Raw genomic sequence first — 18,568 nt, forward strand, 5'->3', positions numbered from 1 at the left:
TAGGACCCGCGGTGCGCGGGAATGTCACGGGCCGATCATGTGACCCAGGTCTCTTTCCTTGAGTGCGGCCGCGTCGAGGTCGGTGACCAGCAAGCGCAGCCGCGCGCCGCGGAACGGCGAAGCGTCCACAATGGAACGCAGCGACGCTTCCGCCTTACGCAGCAACGGAGGCAGCGGTAGTGCCAGCGCGACGAGCCGGATCTCGACAAGGTCGTCGTCAACGCCGACGGCCAGCGCGCCGAGGTCTCGCGGCGCGGCGGGACGGAGACCGTCCAACTCGCGCAGCGCGGACAGCAGCGCTTGGGTCAACTCGCTCCGCGCGGTCATCGCAGCCCGCCTTCGATGTCCACAATGGACACGACGACCGCAGTGGCCGTCAGTCCGGTGGCGTCGGCGACGGCGCGGGCGACCGTGCGCTGCACGGCCTGCCCGACGGCGGCCACCTGGTCGAACCCGGAGCTGGTCAGATCGATCTCCAAGCGGACCTCCCCGTTCTCGACCGTGACGCGGACACCTTCGGTCGGCGCCGGATCGAGTCCCTTGATCTTCTGGCGGGCCGTGCGGACGACCGAGCCCGCGAGCCCTCGCAAGCCCGGTTCGAGCCGGATCACGCCGGGCACGGTGGTCGCGGCGTGCGCGGCGACGGCGGCGATCACCGGCTCGGCGATCACGGATTCGGTTTCAGGAGTCGTCGAGGTTTCAGGATTCATAGAGGTCGTCCATGGTGAGATCGAGCCTGGCCAGCCGCACGCCGACACGCGCGCTCGCGGCCGCGGTCACCCGGTCGCGCACTTGCGCGAGCGCGGTCCCGCTGAATTCGCGATAGCCGACCGCGATGGTCATTTCGACGGTCACCGAGTAGTCGGGCGCCTCGATCACCTTGCACCGGCGCGCACGCACCCCCTCGACACTGTCGGCGGCGAACCGCAGCACCGCGGCCACGGCCTGCGCGCTCACCCGCACCGCGCCGGGCTCGGTCGTCGGCACCGGCAGCAGGTCCCGCCTGCGCACGTCGGCCCGCACGGCCGCCATGATCCGGCCGGTCAGGTCGAGCGACGGTTCCGACTGATCCGCGACCAGCTCGCCGGTCAGGTCCCGCAGCACCAGCAGGCTCGCCCGCGCGCCGCGGCAGTGTTCGCAGCCCGCCTCGTGCTCGTCCGGCTCGTCGAGCCGTTCCCAGACCGTCTCGACGTCGCGGCCGCAGGGCAGGAGGTAGTCCTGTGCTATTTCCATGGCGCCATCACCTCCGCCAGTTGTGCCCGAGCGCGCGCGATCCGCCCGCGCGCGGCCGTGGCCGTCGTGTTCAGCACCTGCGCGATCTCCTGATAGGACCGGCCGTGCACCTCCCGGAGCAGCCAGCAGGCGCGTTGTTCCGGGGTCAGCAGCGCGAGCGCGTCGGTCAGCGCCGCCAGCTGCGCGCTCGTCTCGGCGGCGCGTTCCGGCCTGCCCGCCGAGCCGACGGCCGCGTGCTCGTCCAGCTCGACCTCGGCGACCGGCTTGCGGGCGCGGATGACGTTCAGGCACCGGTTCGTCGTGGCCCGGTAGAGCCACCCGACGAACGCGGCGTCCTCCTGCAGCTGCCCGAGCCTGCGCCACGCGGTGAGGAAGACCTCCTGCACCACGTCCTCGGCATCCCCGGTGCTGGCCAGCATCCGCATCGCGAGCCGGTACATCGGCCCCTGATAGCGGCGAACCAGCTGCTCATAGGCATTCGTATCACCATCGCGCGCGCGAGCCACCAGCGTGGCATCGTCGAGCGTGATCTCGGTGGATGTCGTCATGGGGTGCTCGACAATCCTTTCCCCGCGGGAGCTGACTTCCTCAAGACACGGCACGTCCGGATTCGTCACGCTTACCCGCAAAAACGGGCCCAGGTGATCGTTGTCACCCGAACGAGGTCGTGACGATCCGGCCGGCCCCGGTGTCGATCCAGTGAACGGCGCGGAGGTGCGCCGCCGGAGAGCGAGGAGAACGCGATGTCTTTGAGCGACAAGCTGGGTGGCAAGGCCAAGGAAGCGGCGGGCGAGGCCATCGGCGACGACCAGCTGCGCGCGGAGGGAAAGGCCGACCAGCTGGCGGCGAAGGTCAAGGACGCGGCGACCGAGGTCATCGACAAGGTCAAGAACATCGTGCAGAAGTAGCGCCGAAACGCGTGAACGCCCCGTTCGTCGACTGTCGACGAACGGGGCGTTCACCTGTGGTCAGCAGCAGCCACCGCAGCAGCAGTCGTCAAGCACTTCGGGTCACCTCCTCCACGGGCGGGCACCAGGCCCCTGGCGCCGGATCGGCGCACGGTCCCGGCATCTGCGACAACATCGTGGTGAGCTCCCGCCGCAGCGCCGCGAGCCGCGCCATCTCGGCGTCGATCTCCGCCACATGCCTGCGCAGCAGCGTCTCGGCGGGTTCGCACGGGCATTCGCCGGTGTCCCGGACCTCGAGCAGCGACCCGATCTCGGCGAGGTGCAGGCCGAGCCGCTGCGCGCCCCGGATGAACAACAGCCGGTCGACGGCCCGCTCGTCGTAACGCCGATGCGCCCCGCTCGTGCGCTCGGGCGGCGGCAGGAGACCGATCCGCTCGTAGTACCTGATCGTGTCGGCCGGGACCGCCGTCCTGGCCGTGACCTGGGACATCGTCAACATGCCCCGAGCGTAGAACTTGGAGCCGACTCCAGAGTCAACCCCGAGTTTCGGGGGTCGTGAGTGTTTAGACCGGTTAGAACCGGCCGGAACACTCACGACCCCGCGATAGTGTCCGACAGGTGGAAGCGGTGGACGCGCCACGCCGCGTCCACACAATGAGCGAAATGAACGAGCTGACCTATGACAAGGTGCGCGCGGCCCAGTGGTTCTCCCGGCGCACCCTGTTCCGCCTTTCCGCGGGCGTGGCCGCGACCGCCGCGCTGCCGGGGACCACGGGGAGCGCGCTCGCCGAGGCGCCGATCGTGAAGCCGCTGCCGCCCGAGTTCTTCGAGGTCTACGGCACCAACGCCGAGACCAGGTGGGAGGCGTTCGCGGGCAGCTACCTCACGCCGATCGAGCGATTCTTCGTGCGCGATCACACCTCGACGCCGCTGATCGACGCCGACACCTGGCGGCTGAAGCTGTTCGGGACCGGGCTGCGGGGCGCGCCGACGCTCGCCAACGCGATCGAGTTCAGCTACCGCGACCTGCGGGCGCTGCCGTCGGAGACGATCACCGCGGCCATCGAATGCGCCGGGAACGGGCGCAGCTTCTTCACCAGCCAGCAGGGCCAGACCGTCTCGGGGACGCCGTGGAAGCTCGGCGGAATCGGGGTCGCGCGGTGGCGTGGCGTGCGCCTGGCGACCGTTCTGAAGCGCGCGGGACTCACGAGGCATGCCGTCGACGTGCTGCCGCAGGGGCTCGACCCGGAGTATCAGAACCTCGGGCGGGTGCGGCGGCCGCTGCCGGTTTCGAAGGCGCTGCAAGACGTTCTGCTCGCCTATGAGATGAACGGCGAGCCGCTGCCGCCCGATCACGGGTTCCCGGTGCGGCTGGTCGTGCCGTCGTGGATCGGGATCGCGTCGATCAAGTGGGTCGGGCAGATCGAGGTGGCGGACGAGCCGCTCTTCTCGCCGTGGAACACGCAGTTCTACCGGCTCACCGGCCCGGGGTACCCCGCCGAGGGCGAGCTCATGACCGAGCAGGTCGCGAAAAGCGCCTTCGAACTGCGGCGCGACGCCGAGTTCGCGGCCGGGCGCACGCACGTCCTGCGGGGACGGTCGTGGTCGCCGCACGGCCGGATCAAGCGGATCGAGGTCAGCACCGACGACGGCGCGACCTGGCGCTGCGCGAACCCGGTCGGGCCGGTGCACGAGCGGGCCTGGCAGTGCTGGGAGCTGCGCTGGCGGCCGTCCGCGACCGGCACACACGTCCTGCGCGCCCGCGCCACCGACATCACCGGCGCGACCCAGCCGGACGTCGCGCCGTTCAACACCCAGGGCTATCTCTTCGGCGCCGTCGTCCGGCATCCGGTCCGGGTAGTTTGAAGCCGTGGCCTATGACGTGACCTCGGTACGCAAGCATTTCCCCGCGCTGGCTGACGGAACGGCCTTCTTCGACGGTCCCGGCGGCACCCAGACACCGACAGCGGTCGCCGCCGCGATCGCCGAGGCGCTGACCTCGGGCGTCTCCAACCGCGGCCGGGTGACGGCCGCCGAGCGCCGGGCCGACACGATCGTCGCCGAGGCCAGGCAGGCGGTCGCCGACCTGCTCGGCGCCGCGCCCGAGGGCGTCGTGTTCGGCCGCAGCATGACGCAGGTGACCTACGACCTGTCGCGGGCGCTGGCCAAGGACTGGCGCGAGGGCGACGAGATCGTCGTCAGCAGGCTCGATCACGACGCCAACATCCGCCCGTGGGTCCAGGCCGCTGAGGCACGCGGGGTCACCGTGCGCTGGACGGAGTTCGACACCGAAACCGGCGAACTCGGCGAGCCGCCGCTCAGCGACCGGACCAGGCTGGTCGCCGTGACCGGCGCGTCCAACCTGCTCGGCACCCGGCCGGACATCTCGGCGATCGCCGCCGAGACGCATGCGGCGGGCGCGCTGCTCTACGTCGACGGCGTGCACCTGACCCCGCACAGCCCGGTCGACCTGGAGGAGCTCGGCGCCGACTTCTACGCCTGCTCGCCGTACAAGTTCCTCGGCCCGCACCTCGGCCTGGTCGCCGCGAGCCCGGCGCTGCTCGAGACCGTCCACCCCGACAAGCTGGCCCCGTCGGTGAACGTGGTGCCGGAGCGCTTCGAACTCGGCACGCTGCCGTACGAACTGCTCGCGGGCACGACCGCGGCCATCGACTTCCTCGCCGGGCTCGTCCCGGGCACCGGCACCCGCCGCGAGCGGCTGGCGACGTCGATGCGCGCGCTGGAGGAGTACGAATCAGCGCTGCTCAACCGCCTCGAAACCGGCCTCGACGAGCTCGGCGCCCGCCGATTCGGCTCGCCCAAGCGTCGCACGCCGACGGCCTTGTTCACCCTCGACGGCGTCAAGCCCAAGGCCGTCTACGAGCACCTCGCCACCCGCGGCGTCAACGCGCCCGCGGGCACCTTCTACGCCTACGAGCCCGCTCGCAGGCTCGGGCTCGACGACGGCGCGGTGCGTGCGGGAATCGCGCCGTACACGGACGAATCCGATGTGGACAGACTGCTCGCCGGGCTACTTGAGATAGCAAAGTAGCTTGTTCAGGTACGGCGGCAGCCCATCCCAAGGATTGGGCATGCCGCCGTGCGTGAAGTAGACCCAGCCGACTTTCGACGTGCACGAGTCCACTGTGGACTCCTTCAGGCTGCCGATGTTGTAGCCCAGCACGGCGAAGTTGTCCTTGTCGTGCCTGCGTTGCCAGCTTGCCGCCGAGCATGACTCGGGTAGTCCCGAGTTCTCGTAGACGATCAGCGTGTCCACCGTGCCGACGAAACTGCGCAGCGTCGCCGTCCCCGGATTGGCGACCGTCCGCTTGAATCCGAGCTTCTTCGAGTACTGCGACAGGTCGCGGTAGTAGCCCTCCAGACCCTCCACATTGGACATCTCGTCGAGGAACATGCCCTGGAGTTTCGGGTACCACAGCTTGTAAAGATCGATTTCCGCACGCACCGCCTCAGGCGTGCGGGTGGCGTAGGACGTGGTGACGTACCCGATCGGGATGACACCCGCCTCGCGAAGCCTGCTGATGCCGGTCAGATACTCCGGATCGGCTGCGGCGCCGGGCCCGCTCGCCGGGTTGACGATCGCGATGACCGGGACACTCGGGAAGCGCTTCTTGGCCTCGATCAGCGTGGACCAGGTGCCCGAGGCTGGATAACTGTAGAGCGGGACGATCGTGCCGGGCCGCTCGTCGCACGCCGCGGCGATCCCCGGCGCCGCGACGGCGGTGGTGAGCAGCGATACGGCCATCGCGGCCAGCTGTCTTCGGAGTTTCACCGGTTTTCTCCCGCCCATGGGATGTTCGCTTTACGGGCTGGTCGCGGCTCGGCGCGTGTCCGTTACGTCCTTTCCGAAAATGTCCCACGGATGGCTTGTTTCGCACCACGGCCGCCCGTTGTGATCGATGCAGGTCAGCGCCTGGCGCGGTAGGTTGAGCCCATGGCCAAGGATTCCGCGGTGGAGCTCGAGGTCGGGCATCGGACGGTGCGGATCTCCAACCCGGACCGGGTCTACTTCCCGGCGCGCGGGGAGACCAAGCTGGACCTCGCCCAGTACTACCTCTCGGTCGGCGACGGCATCGTGCGCGCGCTGGCCGAGCGGCCCTGCATGCTGCACCGCTTCCCGTCCGGGGTGGCGGGGGAGAAGGTCCACCAGAAACGCGTCCCGAACGGCGCGCCGCCGTGGCTGGAGACCGTCCGCGTCGACTTCCCCCGCTACAAACGCCATGCCTACGAACTGTGCGTGACCGAGCTGGCCAGCGTCATCTGGGCGGTGCAGATGTCCACAGTGGAATTTCACCCGTGGAACTCGCGCCGCGCCGACACCGAGCGCCCCGATGAGTGGCGCATCGACCTCGACCCGATGCCGGACTGCGACTTCGCCGCCGTACGACGGGTCGCCCATGTCGCGCACGAGATCCTCGACGAGCTCGGCGCCGTCGGCTGGCCCAAGACCTCCGGCGGCAGTGGTCTGCACATCTACGTCCGCATCGAACCCCGCTGGGGTTTCAGCGACGTCCGCCGCGCCGCGCTCGCGTTCGCCAAGGAGGTCGAGCTCCGCGCGCCCGGCGACGTCACCACCGCGTGGTGGCGCAAGGACCGCGACCCGTCGAAGGTCTTCGTCGACTACAACCAGAACGCCCGCGATCACACGATCGCGAGCGCGTACTCGGTCCGCGGCGTCCCGGAGGCGCTGGTCTCGACGCCGATCGCGTGGGACGAGGTCGACGACGTCGAGCCGGGCGACTGCACGATCGCGACCGTTCCCGCGCGGTTCGCGAAGCTCGGCGATCTGCACGCGGGCATCGACGAGGCCGTGTTCTCGCTGGACACCCTCCTCGAGTGGGCGGACCGGGACGGGCTCGAAGCCGAAGAGGACTGACTACGGGTCCTGGTTGAGGATCCGCTCGGCGTGGCTGTAGCCGACCCGCCCGGTGGTGTCCGGCTGGGCGGTCCCGTCGGACGGCCGATAGAAGTAGCCCACGCCCCGCGCCGACACGATCGCGTCGGGGCCGAGGTCGGTCATGGCGAGCTTCTGCCGCAGCCGCGCGACAAGGACGGCGACCCGGCCCGCGCGATTGCCGGGGCTCTCGCCAGGCCAGACGGCCGAGACGATCGCGGTGACCGACTTGGTCGCGCCTGCCGGGCGCACCAGCAGGTCGAGGAGCTGGAACTCGGACTCGGTCAGCTTCAGCGTCACGCTCGCCACCTGCGCGATCTTGAGCGCGGAGTCGACGTACAGCAGGCCGTCGTCGAAGACCTGGGGATCCTGGCCACGGCTTGTCCGCCGCAGGACGGTGCGCATCCGGACGACGAGTTCGTCGATGCTGAACGGCTTGACGAGGTAGTCGTCGGCGCCGCTCGTCAGACCGAGCAGCTGGTCTCGTTGTTCGCCGCGCGCCGAAAGGATGATCACCGGGATGTCACTGATGAGGCGCAGCCGCCGCAGCAGCTGCATGCCGTCCATGTCCGGCAGCCCGAGGTCGAGCAGGATGACGTCGAAGTCCCGCCCGGCGGTTTCGAGGTGGCTCATGCCTTCACGCCCGCTGGCCACGCCCTTGACCAGGTATCCCCGCCGCTCCAACGCGGGGATGAGCGCGCCGCGCACCCGGTCGTCGTCCTCGATGTAGAGGGCGCGGCCCCGGCGGACACTGGACGGTGGCGGGTCGGGTGCGTCGCCGATCCGCCGCATCGCCACCGTCGTCACGGACGCGCGTTGCTGGTTGAGAAAAGTCCAAGCCAGCTCACGGCAGACAGCACAGACCTTGAGCTCCTGACCGTCTGCGGTCACGACGAACTCGACCGCCCGATCGCAGGCGCGCCCGAAGACCTCGAACTGGCAGTGGTGCACCTGGCTCCGCTCGCGCGACCGGTGCGCCCGCGTCCGGCACCTGTCCGAGCAGAACTTGCGCGGACGACCCGTCTCGGGCATCGCCGGAAGCGGGCCGCCGCACACCGGGCAGGTCGGTTCCTCCTCCACCGGGCGATCATCCCCCCAATCCCGCGAAAGATGACACGAAACGGGTTTCGTGTCGCTTGCTCTTGGCTGACGCCGGTCGATGCTGTTCCCTGAAGTGGTGGTGGTCCGGCCGTCCTGGACGGCCGGACCGGGTGTCATGATCGCGTGTGCTTGCCTGCTTCGACGATCAGGTCACCGACCCAGATGAGCGCCCTTGTCACCAAGGCAAGGGCCTCATCGCCTTTCAGCGCCGCCACGACGGCCTGGAGCACGAACAGCGCGGTACGCGCCTTCTTCCAGCCCGTGGGTTTGCCCGCGTCTCGAGCTGAGCCGGGTGGCTTCCGGGGTTGCCACATCAAGACCTCCTTTCGACAGCGCGGTTTCCGCGCTGAGGCAACACTCGCCCTGGCCGGAGCGGGTCGCAAGGAACTGCAAACAAGATGACCGGCGCCGGAAATCCCTAAACTGGAGAGATGACCGAGCGCAAGCCATCGGGGATGAGCTTCGAGTCGTTCATCGACAAGCAGATCCGCGAGGCCATCGAACGCGGCGAGTTCGACGACCTGCCCGGCGCAGGCAAGCCGTTGCCGGGCCTGGACAAGCCGCACGACGACCAATGGTGGCTCAAGGGCTACCTCCGCCGTGAGGGCCTCACCGCCGAGGCCTTGCTGCCCGAGTCGCTCCAGCTGCGCAAGGAGATCGACCGCCTGCCCGAGACCGTGCGCGGGTTCGGCCGCGAGGAGGAGGTCCGTGCGCACGTCAAACAGCTCAACCGGCGGATCGCCGAGTGGATGCGGACGCCGACCCCGCCACACGTGCCACTCGCGCCGGTCGATGTCGATGCGGTCACCGATCAGTGGCGATCCGTAACCCCGGCCACACCCGCCGCGACTCCCCGGCAGGAGGCGCCGCGCCGGCGTCGATGGTGGCAGGGGAGAGACCGTGGCCAGTGAGTTCCAGCGCCGGAAGATCGCCACAGTGTTCACCGCGATGGACGACGACGGTGACGCGTACCTCGACGAGACCGACTTCGAGGCGCTGACCGGACGCTGGGTCGCGCTGCGCGGCGTCACCGCGGGCTCCGCGGAGGGTGTCCGCCTGCGCGCGATCATGATGGGCTGGTGGTCGACGCTGCTGGCCGCGTCCGAGCGCGCCGACAAGGTCAGCCTCGACGACGTGCTGATGGTCGTCGACCAGCTGGGCGGGATGCTCGACGCGGTCACCGCCACCGCGGAGACCATGTTCGACGCGATCGACGAGAACGGCGACGGTGAGATCTCCCGCGCCGAGTACCGCCAGCTCATCGAGGCGTGGAACGGCACGGCCACCGACACGGACGAGACGTTCGGGTTGCTCGACCTCGACGGTGACGGCCACCTCTCGCGCAAGGAATTCGTCGAGCACTGGACCGAGTTCTGGGCGGGGGACAACCCGGACGCCCCCGGCACCTGGGTCTTCGGCCGCTTCTAGGACACGGGCACCTCAACCCGCCTCGTAAGCCTCGGTCAGCCAGGCCCGCAATTGCGGGTCGACGTCGGTGATCGAGGTCAGCTTGATCGTGTGCACGACCCTGCCTTCGGAAATCTCCGCCTGCCGGAAAACCCGTGGTTCGTTCACTCGGCGCGGAAGTACCAATTCGAGTGAAAGACACCGCGCTTTCGGCCGGAATTCGGCGAATTTGGTGTGATTCTTGAGGAAGACACCGATACGCACCGCGTCGACATGCACCGGTCCGAGCGACCGCACATGCTCGATCAGTGCTTCGTAGATCGCCCGTTGCACCGGCGCGCGGCCCGCGAACGACTCGTCGACCGTGCAGCCGGGCACGCAGACGTGCGATTGGTTGGCACGGCTGAACTCCCGGTCGCAGGCCGGACAGGTCCAGCGTCGGGCCGCCGCGGCGCTCATCCGATGACCGTACGTGTTTACACCGTCTCCGAACAGGGAAATCCTGGTGGAACGTCCTGAGGAGGCCGGGTGTTCATGGACGATGAAACCAGCGGGCGATATCAGCCGCAAGGCAGGGTTGGGTTAGCGGATGTGGAACGTCTGGAAACCGCGACGCGGGTTCACCGCGCGCTCGACTATCGCAAAGGCGGCGGCGCCAGCCGGGAACGGGTGCTCGCCGAGCTGGCGCGGGAAGAGGAGCTGCTGACGGGCGCCCGCACCGACGAAGTGCGCAAGCGACTCCGCGTCGCGCTGGCCGACCTGCACAACGTGGCGGGCTGGGCCAGTTTCGACCTTGGCCTGGTTTCCGCCGCGCAGCACCATTTCCGCCGCGCGCTCCGGCTGGCCGAGAACAGCGGGCACGACGGCTTGGTCGCCAACGTCCGTTACCGTCTCGGCCGCATCGCGCTCCACCACGACCAGCCCACCGAGGCGCTGGTCCAGTTCGCGTACGGCGAGGCCGCCGCCCAGCGCGCGAGTTCCTTCCGGGCGCTGGCGATCCTGCACGCCAACAAGGCGTGGGCGTGGGCCAAACGCGCGAACCAGCACGAGGCGTCGAAACTGCTCGGCAAGGCGGAGACGGAGTTCGACAAGGCCGGCACGGACGACCGCGCGCCATGGTCGGCCTTCTTCAACATGATCGACTTCGACGCCATGACCGGGACGGTGTACACCGAACTGGCTCTCGCCGGCGAGAGTAAGGCGGGCGCGGCCCGCAAGGCCATCCCGGCGCTGTCGCGCGCGTCCGTCCTCTACAGCGAGGAGATGTCGCGCAGCCGGGCGTTCACGCTGATGATGCTCGCGTTCGACCACATCGTCAGCGGCGACCGCGAACAAGGCGTCTCGATCGGCGAGGAGGCACTGCGCACGGCCACGAAGGTGAAGTCGGTCCGCACCAAGGCCCGCATCCGCCCGCTCTGCGCCGAGCTGGCCAAGCAGCGCGGCGACGCGGACGCCGCCGACCTCGCCCGCCGGATCAACATCTTCATCAAGACCCCGATCTCCTGACCACCCGGGCATTGGGGTCGTGAGTGTTTAGACCGGTTAGAACCGGTCGTACCACTCACGACCCCAATGGGCGGTCTACGTCATGTGTCGCGGATGAAGCGGGTCATCGGGCCCTAGTTTGTGATCACTCGGCGCGGTTCACTCGATAGGAGGTATGCATCCCTGTCTTCAGGAGCCAATGGATGGTCCGTGACGACGGCGCCGGGCCAGCCCGGGTGCTCATTGCCGACCAGGACCCCCGGGTCCGGGCGGCGCTGCGTGCGTTCCTGCGCGCGCATCCCGGCTTCGACGTCGTGGCCGAGGCGGGCAGCTCCACCGCGGCGCTGACGCTCGCCCGCGAGTGCGGGCCGACCGTCGCGCTCGTCGACGTCTCCCAGCTCGACAAGGGGGAGCGGCTCGAACTCGTCCGTGCGCTCACCGGGGAGCTGCGCATCCCGGTGGTCGCGATCGGCTTCGAAGGCCGGGTGCGCGCGGGCGCGCTGGAGGCGGGCGCGTTCCGGTTCCTGGACAAGGGGAGCGTCTCCGACCTGCTGCTGCCCGCGCTGGAACAGGCGGCTGAGCACGTGGCGTGATCATGGTCTGGTGACAGTCCGCCGATTGGGTTAGATTGATCCAATCCGGCTGGTGATCCGATGAATCGCACGGTGATCGGCAGTGTCGCTGACTCTGTCGCGGAGCTGGCCGTCAAGTGATTTGGAACCAAATGGTCATCGAATTCGCCCATGTGGATGCCGGATCCTAAGTCGGATGACGTAGATGCGCGGCGACACTCGTCGCGCTCCGTCTCGCCTCAACCTCCTATGTCAGTTCGGTCGGTCGTCTGATGTATCCGCCTGTGACTTAGAGCACATTGGGATAGACCAGCGACGCCAGGAGGCGAGAGCAATGACCGTGACGCGGCAGACCACATCGCATCCGCAACTCAGCGTGGTCTTTTCCGATCGTGAGACCTTGAGCGACGGCCAGCTCGAAGAGCTCTACCGGCTGCACGGCCGCGCGCTGCTGCGCTACCTGCTCGGGCTGACCTTCGGCGATAGCCAGCTCGCCGAGGACATCATCCAGGAGACGTTCCTGCGTGCCTGGCGCACGCCGCAGCTCGCCGCGGACAGCCTCGCCGCCTGCAGATCATGGCTGATCATCGTGGCGCGCAACGTGTCCATCGACCGGCTCCGCAAGCGCGGCCGCCGTCCGCAGGAGACCGGCGACGGGGCGCTGCCGCAGGTTCCGGCGCCGCACTGCGAGATGGACCGCGTCGTCACCTCACTGGCGCTGCGCGACGCGATGGCCAAGCTGACGCCGATGCGCCGCGAGATCCTGATCCACATGTACCTGCACGACCGCAGCCACACCGACGTCGCCGAACGGCTCGGCATCCCCATCGGAACCGTGAAATCCCGCGCCCACTCGGCGTTGCGCGCGCTGCGTGAGGCGCTCGGCGACCAAGCGTTCATCGACTTGCCTGGCATGCGGATCGCGAGTTAACCCGGCTGATCCGGATCGGCGGATCCGGCTAGGCTCAGCATCATGTCTCGCCGTTCGCCGAATACGCCCGCCCCTGACGTCGCCGGCCTGCGCGCCAGGCTCGACCGAGCACGCGCCGCCGCAGCGAAGTCCGGCACCGACGCGCTGCTCATCACGCCCGGTTCCGACCTGCGCTACCTCATCGGCGCCGGCGGCGGTTCCTTCGAACGGCTGACCACTCTCGTCGTCCCGGCCGACGGCGCGCCCGCGCTGGTCGTGCCGAAGCTGGAAGCACCCGGCTACGCGGACACCCCGACCGACGAGCTCGGCATCGACATCCTCACCTGGGTCGACGGTGACGACCCGTACAAGCTGGTCGCCGGCAGGCTCGGCAAGCCGGCGCGCGTCGCGGTCAGCGACTTCACCCCCGCGCTGCACGTGCTCGCGCTGCGCGACGCGCTCGGTGACGCCGAGCAGGTGCTGGCCGGTCCGGTCGTCCGCGAGCTGCGCATGCGCAAGGATGCCGCCGAGATCGCAGCGCTGCGCACGGCGGGCGCGGCCATCGACCGCGTGCACGCCCGCGTCGGCGAGTGGCTGCGTGCCGGTCGCACCGAGGCCGAGGTCGGCGCGGACATCGCCGCCGCCATCGTCGAAGAGGGCCACACCGAGGCCGAGTTCGTGATCGTCGGCTCCGGCCCGAACGGCGCGAGCCCGCACCACAGTGTCTCGGACCGGGTGATCGAGCATGGCGACGTGGTCGTCGTCGACATCGGCGGCCCGATCGCCGAGGGCTACAACTCCGACTCCACCCGCACCTACGCCGTCGGCGAGCCGCGTGACGCGGACGTCGCCGAGACGTACGCGATCCTGCAGCGCGCGCAGGCCGCCGCGGTCGCCGCGGTCCGGCCCGGCGCCACCGCCGAGCAGATCGACGCCGCCGCCCGCGACGTCATCGCGGAAGCCGGGTTCGGCGAGTACTTCATCCACCGCACCGGCCACGGCATCGGCCTGGACGTGCACGAGGAGCCGTACATCATCGCGGGCAACGACCTGCCGCTGGAGCCGGGCATGGCGTTCAGCGTCGAGCCGGGCATCTACCAGCCCGGCCGCTGGGGCGCGCGGATCGAGGACATCGTCGTGGTCACCGAGACCGGCGTCGAGTCGTTCAACAACCGTCCCCACGAGCTCGTCGTGCTGGGCTCGTGACCAGCCCGCTGGAACCACTCGACCAGGCCATCGCGCGTGAGCTCGCCGCCGACGGCCGGTGCAGCTTCACCGACCTCGCCGAGCGCGTCGGCCTGTCGGTTTCGGCCGTGCACCAGCGGGTCCGCCGCCTCGAACAGCGCGGCGTGATCCGCGGGTACGCCGCGCGCCTCGACGGCGAGCAGATCGGCCTGCCGCTCACGGCGCTGATCTCGCTGACGCCGAACGACCCCGGAGCGCCCGACGACTACCCGCAGCGCGTCGAGCACATCACCGAGATCGAGTCGTGCTACTCGGTCGCGGGCGACGAGTCCTACATCCTGCTGGTGCGCGTCGCGTCGCCGCTGGCGCTGGAGGACCTGCTGCGGCGGATCCGCGAGTCGGCGAAGGTGTCGACGCGGACCACGGTCGTGCTCTCTACGCCGTTCGAAGGACGTTCACCGACGTTGTGACCGGTGGCTGGTACGGTAAAAGGTATGGCGACACGTAAGGTGACACTTTCACTGGACAGTGGCGCGCTCGAGTTCGCCGAGCGCGCGGCCAAGGCACACGGGATCTCCGTGTCGTCCTGGCTCTCGAAGGCCGCGAGGCGCGAAGCCGTCCGCACCGGCTACGTCCCGCAGAAGGCCCAGCACGCCGAGCACGCCGCGCTGGGCGACGAGGCCGATTTGGCGGCGGCGGAAGAGGACCTGCGTGCGGAGGGGTGAAGTCTGGACGTACCACCCCCCGACCGACCCGGCGCGTCAGCGCACCGTGGTGCTGTTGTCCTCGGACGGGGTGAACGACTCGGAGCGCCCGTGGCTGCTGGGCACCGAGCTGCTGGACCGGGATCCGCAGGACATCCTCGGCGTCGCCGTCGACGCCAGGTACTGGGTGTCCACCCTGAACCTGACGCGCCTCTACCGGCCGTGGTTCAACGAACGGGTCGCCGAGATCGACCATGAGGTGCAGGAGCGCATCGACATCGCGTTGCGAGCCGCACTCGACCTTTAGCCGCGAAACCGCGTCGCCGGGCCGGGACTGTTGCTAGGTTCCCGGCCATGAAATGTGCTGCCTGCGGTTCCACCGCGCTGGACCAGGGTTTCGTCATGGACTCCGGCGAAGGCTCCGGCGGCTACTCACGCTGGATCGCCGGCCCGCTCAAGCGCGGCATCCTCGGCGGCGCGAAGCTGATGGGCAAGACCAGGCACCCGATCGCCGCGTTCGCCTGCCGCCAGTGCCATTTCCTCAACAGCTACGTCGTCCGCGAAGACTGATAGATCCGGGATAAAGCGGGCTTTACTCCGGTCCGGGATAAAGCCCGCTTTATCCCGGACCGCGGGGTCCTAGTGGCCGAAGAAGTCCTTGAGCACCGGGGCGTGGACCTTCGGCTTGACCATGTGGTTCTGCCCGGCCAGGTTCTGGTACTCGGCCTGGGGGAGCAGCTCGGTCAGGTTCCGTACGCCGTTGCGCATCCACGCCGAGCTCTTGGCGCCGTCCGCGATCAGCGTGGGCATGGTGATGTTGGTCCAGCGGTCGGCGGGCAGCGGCTTGCCCTCCTGCGTCGTGCCGACCACGGCCATGTCGTACGGCAGGGTGTGCGCGACGCCTTTGATCTTCTTCCAGGCGGGCATCAGCCGCATGATCACCATCATGAACGCGGGCATCCCGACCCCGGTGACCATGAACTCCCGCAACGCTTCCGGGCGCCGATCGGCGGCGATGTGCTCGCGGATGCGGTCCATGTAGCCGGTCGGGATCTCGCGGCTGTCGTCGACGATGAACGGTGGCTCGTACAGCGCGAGCTTCTCGATCGCGAGGCCGCGGGTGGCCGCTTCGAGCGCGAGGACCGCGCCGGACGAGCAGCCGAAGACCTTGGCCGAGCCGCCCGCTTCCTTGATCAGCGCGTCGAGGTCCTCGACCTCGCGCTCGACCGAGAACGGCGCGGTGTCCCCGCTCTCGCCGCGGCCGCGGCGGTCGTAGGTGAAGACGGTGTAGTCGGGCGCCAGTTCGGCGGCGAGCGCGTCGAGCGGGCCCATGCCGCGGAAGCACAGTGCGCCGTCGACGAGGATGACCGGGCGGCCGGAGCCGACCTTGCTGTAGGCGATCGTGGTTCCGTCGGCGGAGGTCGTGGTGGGCATGACCGGTCCTTTCTAGGCGTAGAGGCGGGTGAGCTGGGCGTCCCAGGCGTGCTGGTCCGGCTCCCCGTCGAAGAAGTGGTGGCCCGCGACCATCGCGCCGTGGAAACCACGCAGGTAGCGGTAAAGCGCGCCTTCGGTGCGGATGCCGAGGGTGTGCGCGTTGACGAAGTAGACGGTGCCTTCGACGCCGTCGACGACGGCGCGGTCACCGGCGTGGATCGGCGCGGTGAGGCCGAGCTCGCGGTGCAGCACGGCCCACGCGTGGTCCCAGTCGGACACCGGCGGGCCGAACGCGGTGAGCGGGCGCGCGGTGCGGCCTGCGAAGTGGTTGAGATAGGTCTCGAGCGTGGCGCGGAACAACGCGCCGCCGAGGGTCATCGCCTCGAACTCGTCGGCCCAGTCGTCTCCGGGCAGGAAGCCGCTGGTGACCGCGCGGAGCACGGTGCTGCCGCCCGCGCGGCCCTCGATGAGGAACTCGTACGCGATGAACCGGCCGTCTTCGGCCTCCGGCGACTCGTAGGCGAACCGCCTGCCCGGTTCGGCGGCCGTGACCGTCATTTCGGGGTTGTACTGGCCGAAGGCCGTGCGCACGGCGCCGCCGGAGACCTCGGTGCGGCCCATGAACCACGAGTCGATGCCGGGGCCGGTCGCGATGGCCTCCCATACCTGCTCAGGTGTGGCGTTCACGCTGAACTCGTCGGTCGTCTCGAACTGGTGACCCATCGGGGGAACTCCTTCGGTGCTCGGTGCGGCGCCTACTCTGCTACCGACAACTTTATTTGTCAAGCCCGTGGATGTTGTCGGCGAGTCGGGGTTTTTACCGTCCCGGTGATCGGCCCGCGGTCCCAGACTCGGCCCTTCGAGAGGGGAGATCATGAGTTCGACGATCGAGGTGCACCTGACCCGCGCGGAGGCCCGCGCGGGCGTCACGCGGACGGTACTGACCGACGAGCACGAGTTCACGTTCGAGATACCGGCGCGGATCAAGGACGACACGACGTTCCAGCTGGCGGAAGGCCTCTACCTGCGCGTCCGCGTGGCGAAGAGCCGCGCCAAGCGGCCGCTGCTGATAGGCGCGGGCGTGCTGACGGCGCTGATGGCCTTCGCGATCGTGATCTCGGCGATCAACAACAGCACGCCGGGCGGGCCTGTGCCGCCGGCGGCCACGAGCACGTCGGCCTCGGCCTCCGCGCTCGCGACCATCGGCCAGTGCGTCAAGGACACCGGGGTGCGCATCGACCTCACTCCGGTCCCGTGCGGCGCTGACACGCTCGAGGTGCTCGACGTGGTCAGCGGGGTCACCCGCGGCAAGGCGTGCGAGCTGAGCAAGGCCACGACGCACACCGCCGAATCCTCCCGCCCACCCTTCAAGACCTACTGCCTCAAGAAGAACTAGGTCGCCACGATGGCCTTATGTCCGTCGATGTCCGGTGTGCCGGTTCCGAGGTGGAAACAAGGGCGGCCTTTGTAACGCTAGAGGTGACAAGGGGCGCCCTTGTCACCTCGGCCGGAACACTCACGACTCAGTTCGCGGTGACTTCGGGCGCCGGGTGGAGGTTGCCGTCGGCGCCGGTGAGGCACGCGGCGTTGCCGTCCGGCGTGCCGAGGAACTCGCTCAGGCAGCGCGCCATCTGGACGTGCCCGGCCGCGTTGGGGTGGAACGACTCCTGCACCGCGTGCGGGGCGCGTTCGAGGTCCTTGAGGTCCTGCAGCTGCAACGTCAGCCGGGTGAACCACTCGCGGCCCATGTCGGCGCCGCCACTGCACGCCTCGTGCCCGCCGCCGGAGCGCGACAGGTCCAGGAACCGGGCACCCGCCTGTTTCGCGGCCAGTTTCAGCCCGGTCGCCAGTGACTTGACCGCGTCCTGGCTGACCCAGGCGAGGTCCTCGACGCGGAACGGGCAGCCGTTGAGCGTGCGCAGGTTCTCCGGGATGCCGGGGCCGATCGGCGCCGCGTACGACTGCAGCACCAGCTGATAGTCCGACGGCACGTAGCCCGCGTCCGCGAGCACCTTCTTGATGTCGCCGAGCGCGTTGACCACCTTGGGCACCATCGCGTCCACTGTGGACTGCCAGGACCTGCGGATCGCCTCGCTGCAGGGCGGTCCGCTCGCGGAGAACCAGGCCTTGAAGCAGCCGTTCACCAGCGCGGAGAAATGCGGGTCGTCGTTGGCGCCGACCGCGACCACGACGGCGGTGACGCGGTGATCCTTGAGCAGCGCGGCCAGCTGCGCGGACTGCGACGGCTCGGTCCACTGCTTCACGTCGCCGAGCCCCACCTGCGCGGCGGGCGCGCCGGAGCAGGCGAGGTTGATCCGCGCGTCGATGCCGGTGAGCTTGGTGAGGTTGACGAACGCGTTGGGCGAACGGTGACACCAGTTGCCGTTCGTGCCGTTGGTCTCCGCGGTGTACGCGCCGGCGCCTTCGCCGGAGACGGTGCTGTCACCCATCGCGACCAGGGTGAGCGGCCCGGTGCCGGGCGGTCCCTGTCTCGGATTCGGCCTGCCTACCTGGCTCTCGGGCCCCGCCAGCACGAACACCGCCACGAGTGCGCCCACGAACAGGAGGGCGGCGACCCCCCATTGCCACTTCAGCTTTCGCATCGCCGCCCAGGGTACCGGTGCGCCGTTTGTACCAACCGGGTTGCATCTCGGGTGATCTGTATTTCTTCCGGCGCCGGGGCGCTCTTCACTGGAAGAGAGGCCGGGAGGGTG

General features: G+C 69.2%; 27 protein-coding genes. 15 read left to right on the forward strand and 12 right to left on the reverse strand.

The genetic code is table 11. The features are described 5' to 3' along the window. Positions 1 to 24: 24 nt before the first annotated feature. The 4 genes from BLV57_RS05410 to BLV57_RS05425 are packed head-to-tail and all read right to left on the reverse strand — an operon-like array spanning position 25 to position 1,781. Positions 25 to 327 (reverse strand): hypothetical protein, encoded by a 303-nt coding sequence (locus BLV57_RS05410; RefSeq protein WP_091287284.1) that lies wholly within the window; start codon positions 325 to 327, stop codon positions 25 to 27. Further along, the gene (locus tag BLV57_RS05415) at positions 324 to 710 is read right to left on the reverse strand and encodes an Asp23/Gls24 family envelope stress response protein (RefSeq protein WP_091287287.1); all 387 of its coding nucleotides are present in this window, start codon (positions 708 to 710) and stop codon (positions 324 to 326) included. Before BLV57_RS05415 ends, BLV57_RS05410 begins: the two co-directional genes overlap by 4 nt. Beyond that, positions 700 to 1,233, reverse strand: coding sequence for a hypothetical protein (locus BLV57_RS05420; protein ID WP_091287290.1), 534 nt, complete (start codon positions 1,231 to 1,233; stop codon positions 700 to 702). Before BLV57_RS05420 ends, BLV57_RS05415 begins: the two co-directional genes overlap by 11 nt. Further along, a complete protein-coding gene (locus BLV57_RS05425) occupies positions 1,224 to 1,781 on the reverse strand; it encodes an RNA polymerase sigma factor (RefSeq protein WP_091287292.1) in 558 nt (185 codons plus the stop codon). The genes BLV57_RS05420 and BLV57_RS05425 overlap by 10 nt, the downstream gene beginning before the upstream one ends. 195 nt (positions 1,782 to 1,976) lie before the next feature. Between BLV57_RS05425 and BLV57_RS05430 the strand changes: the two genes are divergently transcribed. Further along, positions 1,977 to 2,141, forward strand: coding sequence for a CsbD family protein (locus BLV57_RS05430; RefSeq protein ID WP_091287294.1), 165 nt, complete (start codon positions 1,977 to 1,979; stop codon positions 2,139 to 2,141). A gap of 88 nt (positions 2,142 to 2,229) precedes the next feature. On the opposite strand, the gene BLV57_RS05435 is transcribed toward BLV57_RS05430, so the two are convergent. Beyond that, positions 2,230 to 2,640 (reverse strand): MerR family DNA-binding protein, encoded by a 411-nt coding sequence (locus tag BLV57_RS05435; protein WP_091287297.1) that lies wholly within the window; start codon positions 2,638 to 2,640, stop codon positions 2,230 to 2,232. Positions 2,641 to 2,804: 164 nt separating this feature from the next. Between BLV57_RS05435 and BLV57_RS05440 the strand changes: the two genes are divergently transcribed. Both BLV57_RS05440 and BLV57_RS05445 read left to right on the forward strand, forming a co-directional pair. Then, a complete protein-coding gene (locus BLV57_RS05440) occupies positions 2,805 to 4,007 on the forward strand; it encodes a sulfite oxidase (protein ID WP_245757162.1) in 1,203 nt (400 codons plus the stop codon). A gap of 4 nt (positions 4,008 to 4,011) precedes the next feature. Continuing rightward, positions 4,012 to 5,193: a cysteine desulfurase-like protein gene (locus BLV57_RS05445; protein ID WP_091287303.1), complete on the forward strand. Its 1,182-nt coding sequence runs from the start codon at positions 4,012 to 4,014 to the stop codon at positions 5,191 to 5,193. On the opposite strand, the gene BLV57_RS05450 is transcribed toward BLV57_RS05445, so the two are convergent. Then, positions 5,173 to 5,934, reverse strand: coding sequence for a spherulation-specific family 4 protein (locus tag BLV57_RS05450; RefSeq protein ID WP_176968497.1), 762 nt, complete (start codon positions 5,932 to 5,934; stop codon positions 5,173 to 5,175). The two genes, BLV57_RS05445 and BLV57_RS05450, sit on opposite strands and share 21 nt — an antisense overlap. A gap of 162 nt (positions 5,935 to 6,096) precedes the next feature. Between BLV57_RS05450 and ligD the strand changes: the two genes are divergently transcribed. Beyond that, entirely contained in the window at positions 6,097 to 7,038 is a 942-nt protein-coding gene (gene ligD, locus BLV57_RS05455) for a non-homologous end-joining DNA ligase (protein ID WP_091287310.1), read from the forward strand. Here ligD and BLV57_RS05460 read toward each other — a convergent pair whose 3' ends face one another. Both BLV57_RS05460 and BLV57_RS05465 read right to left on the reverse strand, forming a co-directional pair. Further along, a complete protein-coding gene (locus tag BLV57_RS05460) occupies positions 7,039 to 8,136 on the reverse strand; it encodes a response regulator (RefSeq protein WP_176968498.1) in 1,098 nt (365 codons plus the stop codon). Positions 8,137 to 8,270: 134 nt separating this feature from the next. Next, the gene (locus BLV57_RS05465) at positions 8,271 to 8,471 is read right to left on the reverse strand and encodes a hypothetical protein (protein WP_091287316.1); all 201 of its coding nucleotides are present in this window, start codon (positions 8,469 to 8,471) and stop codon (positions 8,271 to 8,273) included. 117 nt (positions 8,472 to 8,588) lie between these two features. On the opposite strand from BLV57_RS05465, the gene BLV57_RS05470 reads away from it, so the two are divergent. Both BLV57_RS05470 and BLV57_RS05475 read left to right on the forward strand, forming a co-directional pair. Further along, a complete protein-coding gene (locus BLV57_RS05470) occupies positions 8,589 to 9,068 on the forward strand; it encodes a DnaJ family domain-containing protein (RefSeq protein ID WP_091287318.1) in 480 nt (159 codons plus the stop codon). Then, entirely contained in the window at positions 9,058 to 9,585 is a 528-nt protein-coding gene (locus tag BLV57_RS05475; RefSeq protein WP_091287322.1) for an EF-hand domain-containing protein, read from the forward strand. Before BLV57_RS05470 ends, BLV57_RS05475 begins: the two co-directional genes overlap by 11 nt. Positions 9,586 to 9,597: 12 nt before the next feature. On the opposite strand, the gene BLV57_RS05480 is transcribed toward BLV57_RS05475, so the two are convergent. Beyond that, positions 9,598 to 10,023, reverse strand: a complete 426-nt coding sequence (locus tag BLV57_RS05480; protein ID WP_091287325.1) for a DUF5655 domain-containing protein — start codon at positions 10,021 to 10,023, stop codon at positions 9,598 to 9,600. Between the two features lie 75 nt (positions 10,024 to 10,098). Between BLV57_RS05480 and BLV57_RS05485 the strand changes: the two genes are divergently transcribed. The 8 genes from BLV57_RS05485 (at position 10,099) to BLV57_RS05520 (ending at position 14,990) form a co-directional block, all read left to right on the forward strand. Further along, a complete protein-coding gene (locus tag BLV57_RS05485) occupies positions 10,099 to 11,070 on the forward strand; it encodes a tetratricopeptide repeat protein (RefSeq protein ID WP_483860459.1) in 972 nt (323 codons plus the stop codon). A 182-nt stretch (positions 11,071 to 11,252) separates the two neighbouring features. Beyond that, positions 11,253 to 11,642, forward strand: a complete 390-nt coding sequence (locus BLV57_RS05490; RefSeq protein WP_091287331.1) for a response regulator — start codon at positions 11,253 to 11,255, stop codon at positions 11,640 to 11,642. Between the two features lie 313 nt (positions 11,643 to 11,955). After that, the gene (locus BLV57_RS05495) at positions 11,956 to 12,552 is read left to right on the forward strand and encodes a sigma-70 family RNA polymerase sigma factor (RefSeq protein ID WP_091287334.1); all 597 of its coding nucleotides are present in this window, start codon (positions 11,956 to 11,958) and stop codon (positions 12,550 to 12,552) included. A gap of 42 nt (positions 12,553 to 12,594) precedes the next feature. After that, positions 12,595 to 13,737 carry a M24 family metallopeptidase gene (locus tag BLV57_RS05500; RefSeq protein ID WP_091287337.1) on the forward strand — a complete coding sequence of 381 codons (1,143 nt, stop codon included), beginning with the start codon at positions 12,595 to 12,597 and terminating at the stop codon, positions 13,735 to 13,737. After that, complete coding sequence (locus tag BLV57_RS05505) at positions 13,734 to 14,186, forward strand: Lrp/AsnC family transcriptional regulator (protein ID WP_091287340.1); 453 nt, start codon at positions 13,734 to 13,736, stop codon at positions 14,184 to 14,186. The genes BLV57_RS05500 and BLV57_RS05505 overlap by 4 nt, the downstream gene beginning before the upstream one ends. A gap of 24 nt (positions 14,187 to 14,210) precedes the next feature. After that, on the forward strand, positions 14,211 to 14,441 hold the full coding sequence (locus BLV57_RS05510; RefSeq protein ID WP_091287343.1) for a hypothetical protein: 231 nt from the start codon (positions 14,211 to 14,213) through the stop codon (positions 14,439 to 14,441). Continuing rightward, the gene (locus BLV57_RS05515) at positions 14,428 to 14,727 is read left to right on the forward strand and encodes a hypothetical protein (protein ID WP_091287346.1); all 300 of its coding nucleotides are present in this window, start codon (positions 14,428 to 14,430) and stop codon (positions 14,725 to 14,727) included. Before BLV57_RS05510 ends, BLV57_RS05515 begins: the two co-directional genes overlap by 14 nt. A 47-nt stretch (positions 14,728 to 14,774) precedes the next feature. Then, positions 14,775 to 14,990, forward strand: a complete 216-nt coding sequence (locus BLV57_RS05520; protein ID WP_091287347.1) for a hypothetical protein — start codon at positions 14,775 to 14,777, stop codon at positions 14,988 to 14,990. A 69-nt stretch (positions 14,991 to 15,059) separates the two neighbouring features. Here BLV57_RS05520 and BLV57_RS05525 read toward each other — a convergent pair whose 3' ends face one another. Beyond that, on the reverse strand, positions 15,060 to 15,854 hold the full coding sequence (locus tag BLV57_RS05525) for an alpha/beta fold hydrolase (protein ID WP_091287350.1): 795 nt from the start codon (positions 15,852 to 15,854) through the stop codon (positions 15,060 to 15,062). 12 nt (positions 15,855 to 15,866) lie between these two features. Further along, complete coding sequence (locus tag BLV57_RS05530) at positions 15,867 to 16,577, reverse strand: SRPBCC family protein (protein ID WP_091287352.1); 711 nt, start codon at positions 16,575 to 16,577, stop codon at positions 15,867 to 15,869. Between the two features lie 151 nt (positions 16,578 to 16,728). On the opposite strand from BLV57_RS05530, the gene BLV57_RS05535 reads away from it, so the two are divergent. Next, the gene (locus BLV57_RS05535) at positions 16,729 to 17,250 is read left to right on the forward strand and encodes an LppU/SCO3897 family protein (RefSeq protein WP_091287355.1); all 522 of its coding nucleotides are present in this window, start codon (positions 16,729 to 16,731) and stop codon (positions 17,248 to 17,250) included. Between the two features lie 127 nt (positions 17,251 to 17,377). Here BLV57_RS05535 and BLV57_RS05540 read toward each other — a convergent pair whose 3' ends face one another. Next, positions 17,378 to 18,457: a GDSL-type esterase/lipase family protein gene (locus BLV57_RS05540; RefSeq protein WP_091287357.1), complete on the reverse strand. Its 1,080-nt coding sequence runs from the start codon at positions 18,455 to 18,457 to the stop codon at positions 17,378 to 17,380. Between the last annotated feature and the right edge of the window lie 111 nt (positions 18,458 to 18,568).

Source organism: Amycolatopsis xylanica (assembly GCF_900107045.1).
Classification (GTDB): Bacteria; Actinomycetota; Actinomycetes; order Mycobacteriales; family Pseudonocardiaceae; genus Amycolatopsis; species Amycolatopsis xylanica.

Coding starts and splice junctions, on each gene's coding strand:
- BLV57_RS05410 (WP_091287284.1), bottom strand. CDS start 327: ATGACCGCGCGGAGCGAGTTGACCCAAGCGCTGCTGTCCGCGCTGCGC.
- BLV57_RS05415 (WP_091287287.1), bottom strand. CDS start 710: ATGAATCCTGAAACCTCGACGACTCCTGAAACCGAATCCGTGATCGCC.
- BLV57_RS05420 (WP_091287290.1), bottom strand. CDS start 1,233: ATGGAAATAGCACAGGACTACCTCCTGCCCTGCGGCCGCGACGTCGAG.
- BLV57_RS05425 (WP_091287292.1), bottom strand. CDS start 1,781: ATGACGACATCCACCGAGATCACGCTCGACGATGCCACGCTGGTGGCT.
- BLV57_RS05430 (WP_091287294.1), top strand. CDS start 1,977: ATGTCTTTGAGCGACAAGCTGGGTGGCAAGGCCAAGGAAGCGGCGGGC.
- BLV57_RS05435 (WP_091287297.1), bottom strand. CDS start 2,640: ATGTTGACGATGTCCCAGGTCACGGCCAGGACGGCGGTCCCGGCCGAC.
- BLV57_RS05440 (WP_245757162.1), top strand. CDS start 2,805: ATGAACGAGCTGACCTATGACAAGGTGCGCGCGGCCCAGTGGTTCTCC.
- ligD (WP_091287310.1), top strand. CDS start 6,097: ATGGCCAAGGATTCCGCGGTGGAGCTCGAGGTCGGGCATCGGACGGTG.
- BLV57_RS05465 (WP_091287316.1), bottom strand. CDS start 8,471: ATGTGGCAACCCCGGAAGCCACCCGGCTCAGCTCGAGACGCGGGCAAA.
- BLV57_RS05470 (WP_091287318.1), top strand. CDS start 8,589: ATGACCGAGCGCAAGCCATCGGGGATGAGCTTCGAGTCGTTCATCGAC.
- BLV57_RS05480 (WP_091287325.1), bottom strand. CDS start 10,023: ATGAGCGCCGCGGCGGCCCGACGCTGGACCTGTCCGGCCTGCGACCGG.
- BLV57_RS05485 (WP_483860459.1), top strand. CDS start 10,099: ATGGACGATGAAACCAGCGGGCGATATCAGCCGCAAGGCAGGGTTGGG.
- BLV57_RS05490 (WP_091287331.1), top strand. CDS start 11,253: ATGGTCCGTGACGACGGCGCCGGGCCAGCCCGGGTGCTCATTGCCGAC.
- BLV57_RS05495 (WP_091287334.1), top strand. CDS start 11,956: ATGACCGTGACGCGGCAGACCACATCGCATCCGCAACTCAGCGTGGTC.
- BLV57_RS05500 (WP_091287337.1), top strand. CDS start 12,595: ATGTCTCGCCGTTCGCCGAATACGCCCGCCCCTGACGTCGCCGGCCTG.
- BLV57_RS05510 (WP_091287343.1), top strand. CDS start 14,211: ATGGCGACACGTAAGGTGACACTTTCACTGGACAGTGGCGCGCTCGAG.
- BLV57_RS05520 (WP_091287347.1), top strand. CDS start 14,775: ATGAAATGTGCTGCCTGCGGTTCCACCGCGCTGGACCAGGGTTTCGTC.
- BLV57_RS05525 (WP_091287350.1), bottom strand. CDS start 15,854: ATGCCCACCACGACCTCCGCCGACGGAACCACGATCGCCTACAGCAAG.
- BLV57_RS05530 (WP_091287352.1), bottom strand. CDS start 16,577: ATGGGTCACCAGTTCGAGACGACCGACGAGTTCAGCGTGAACGCCACA.
- BLV57_RS05535 (WP_091287355.1), top strand. CDS start 16,729: ATGAGTTCGACGATCGAGGTGCACCTGACCCGCGCGGAGGCCCGCGCG.
- BLV57_RS05540 (WP_091287357.1), bottom strand. CDS start 18,457: ATGCGAAAGCTGAAGTGGCAATGGGGGGTCGCCGCCCTCCTGTTCGTG.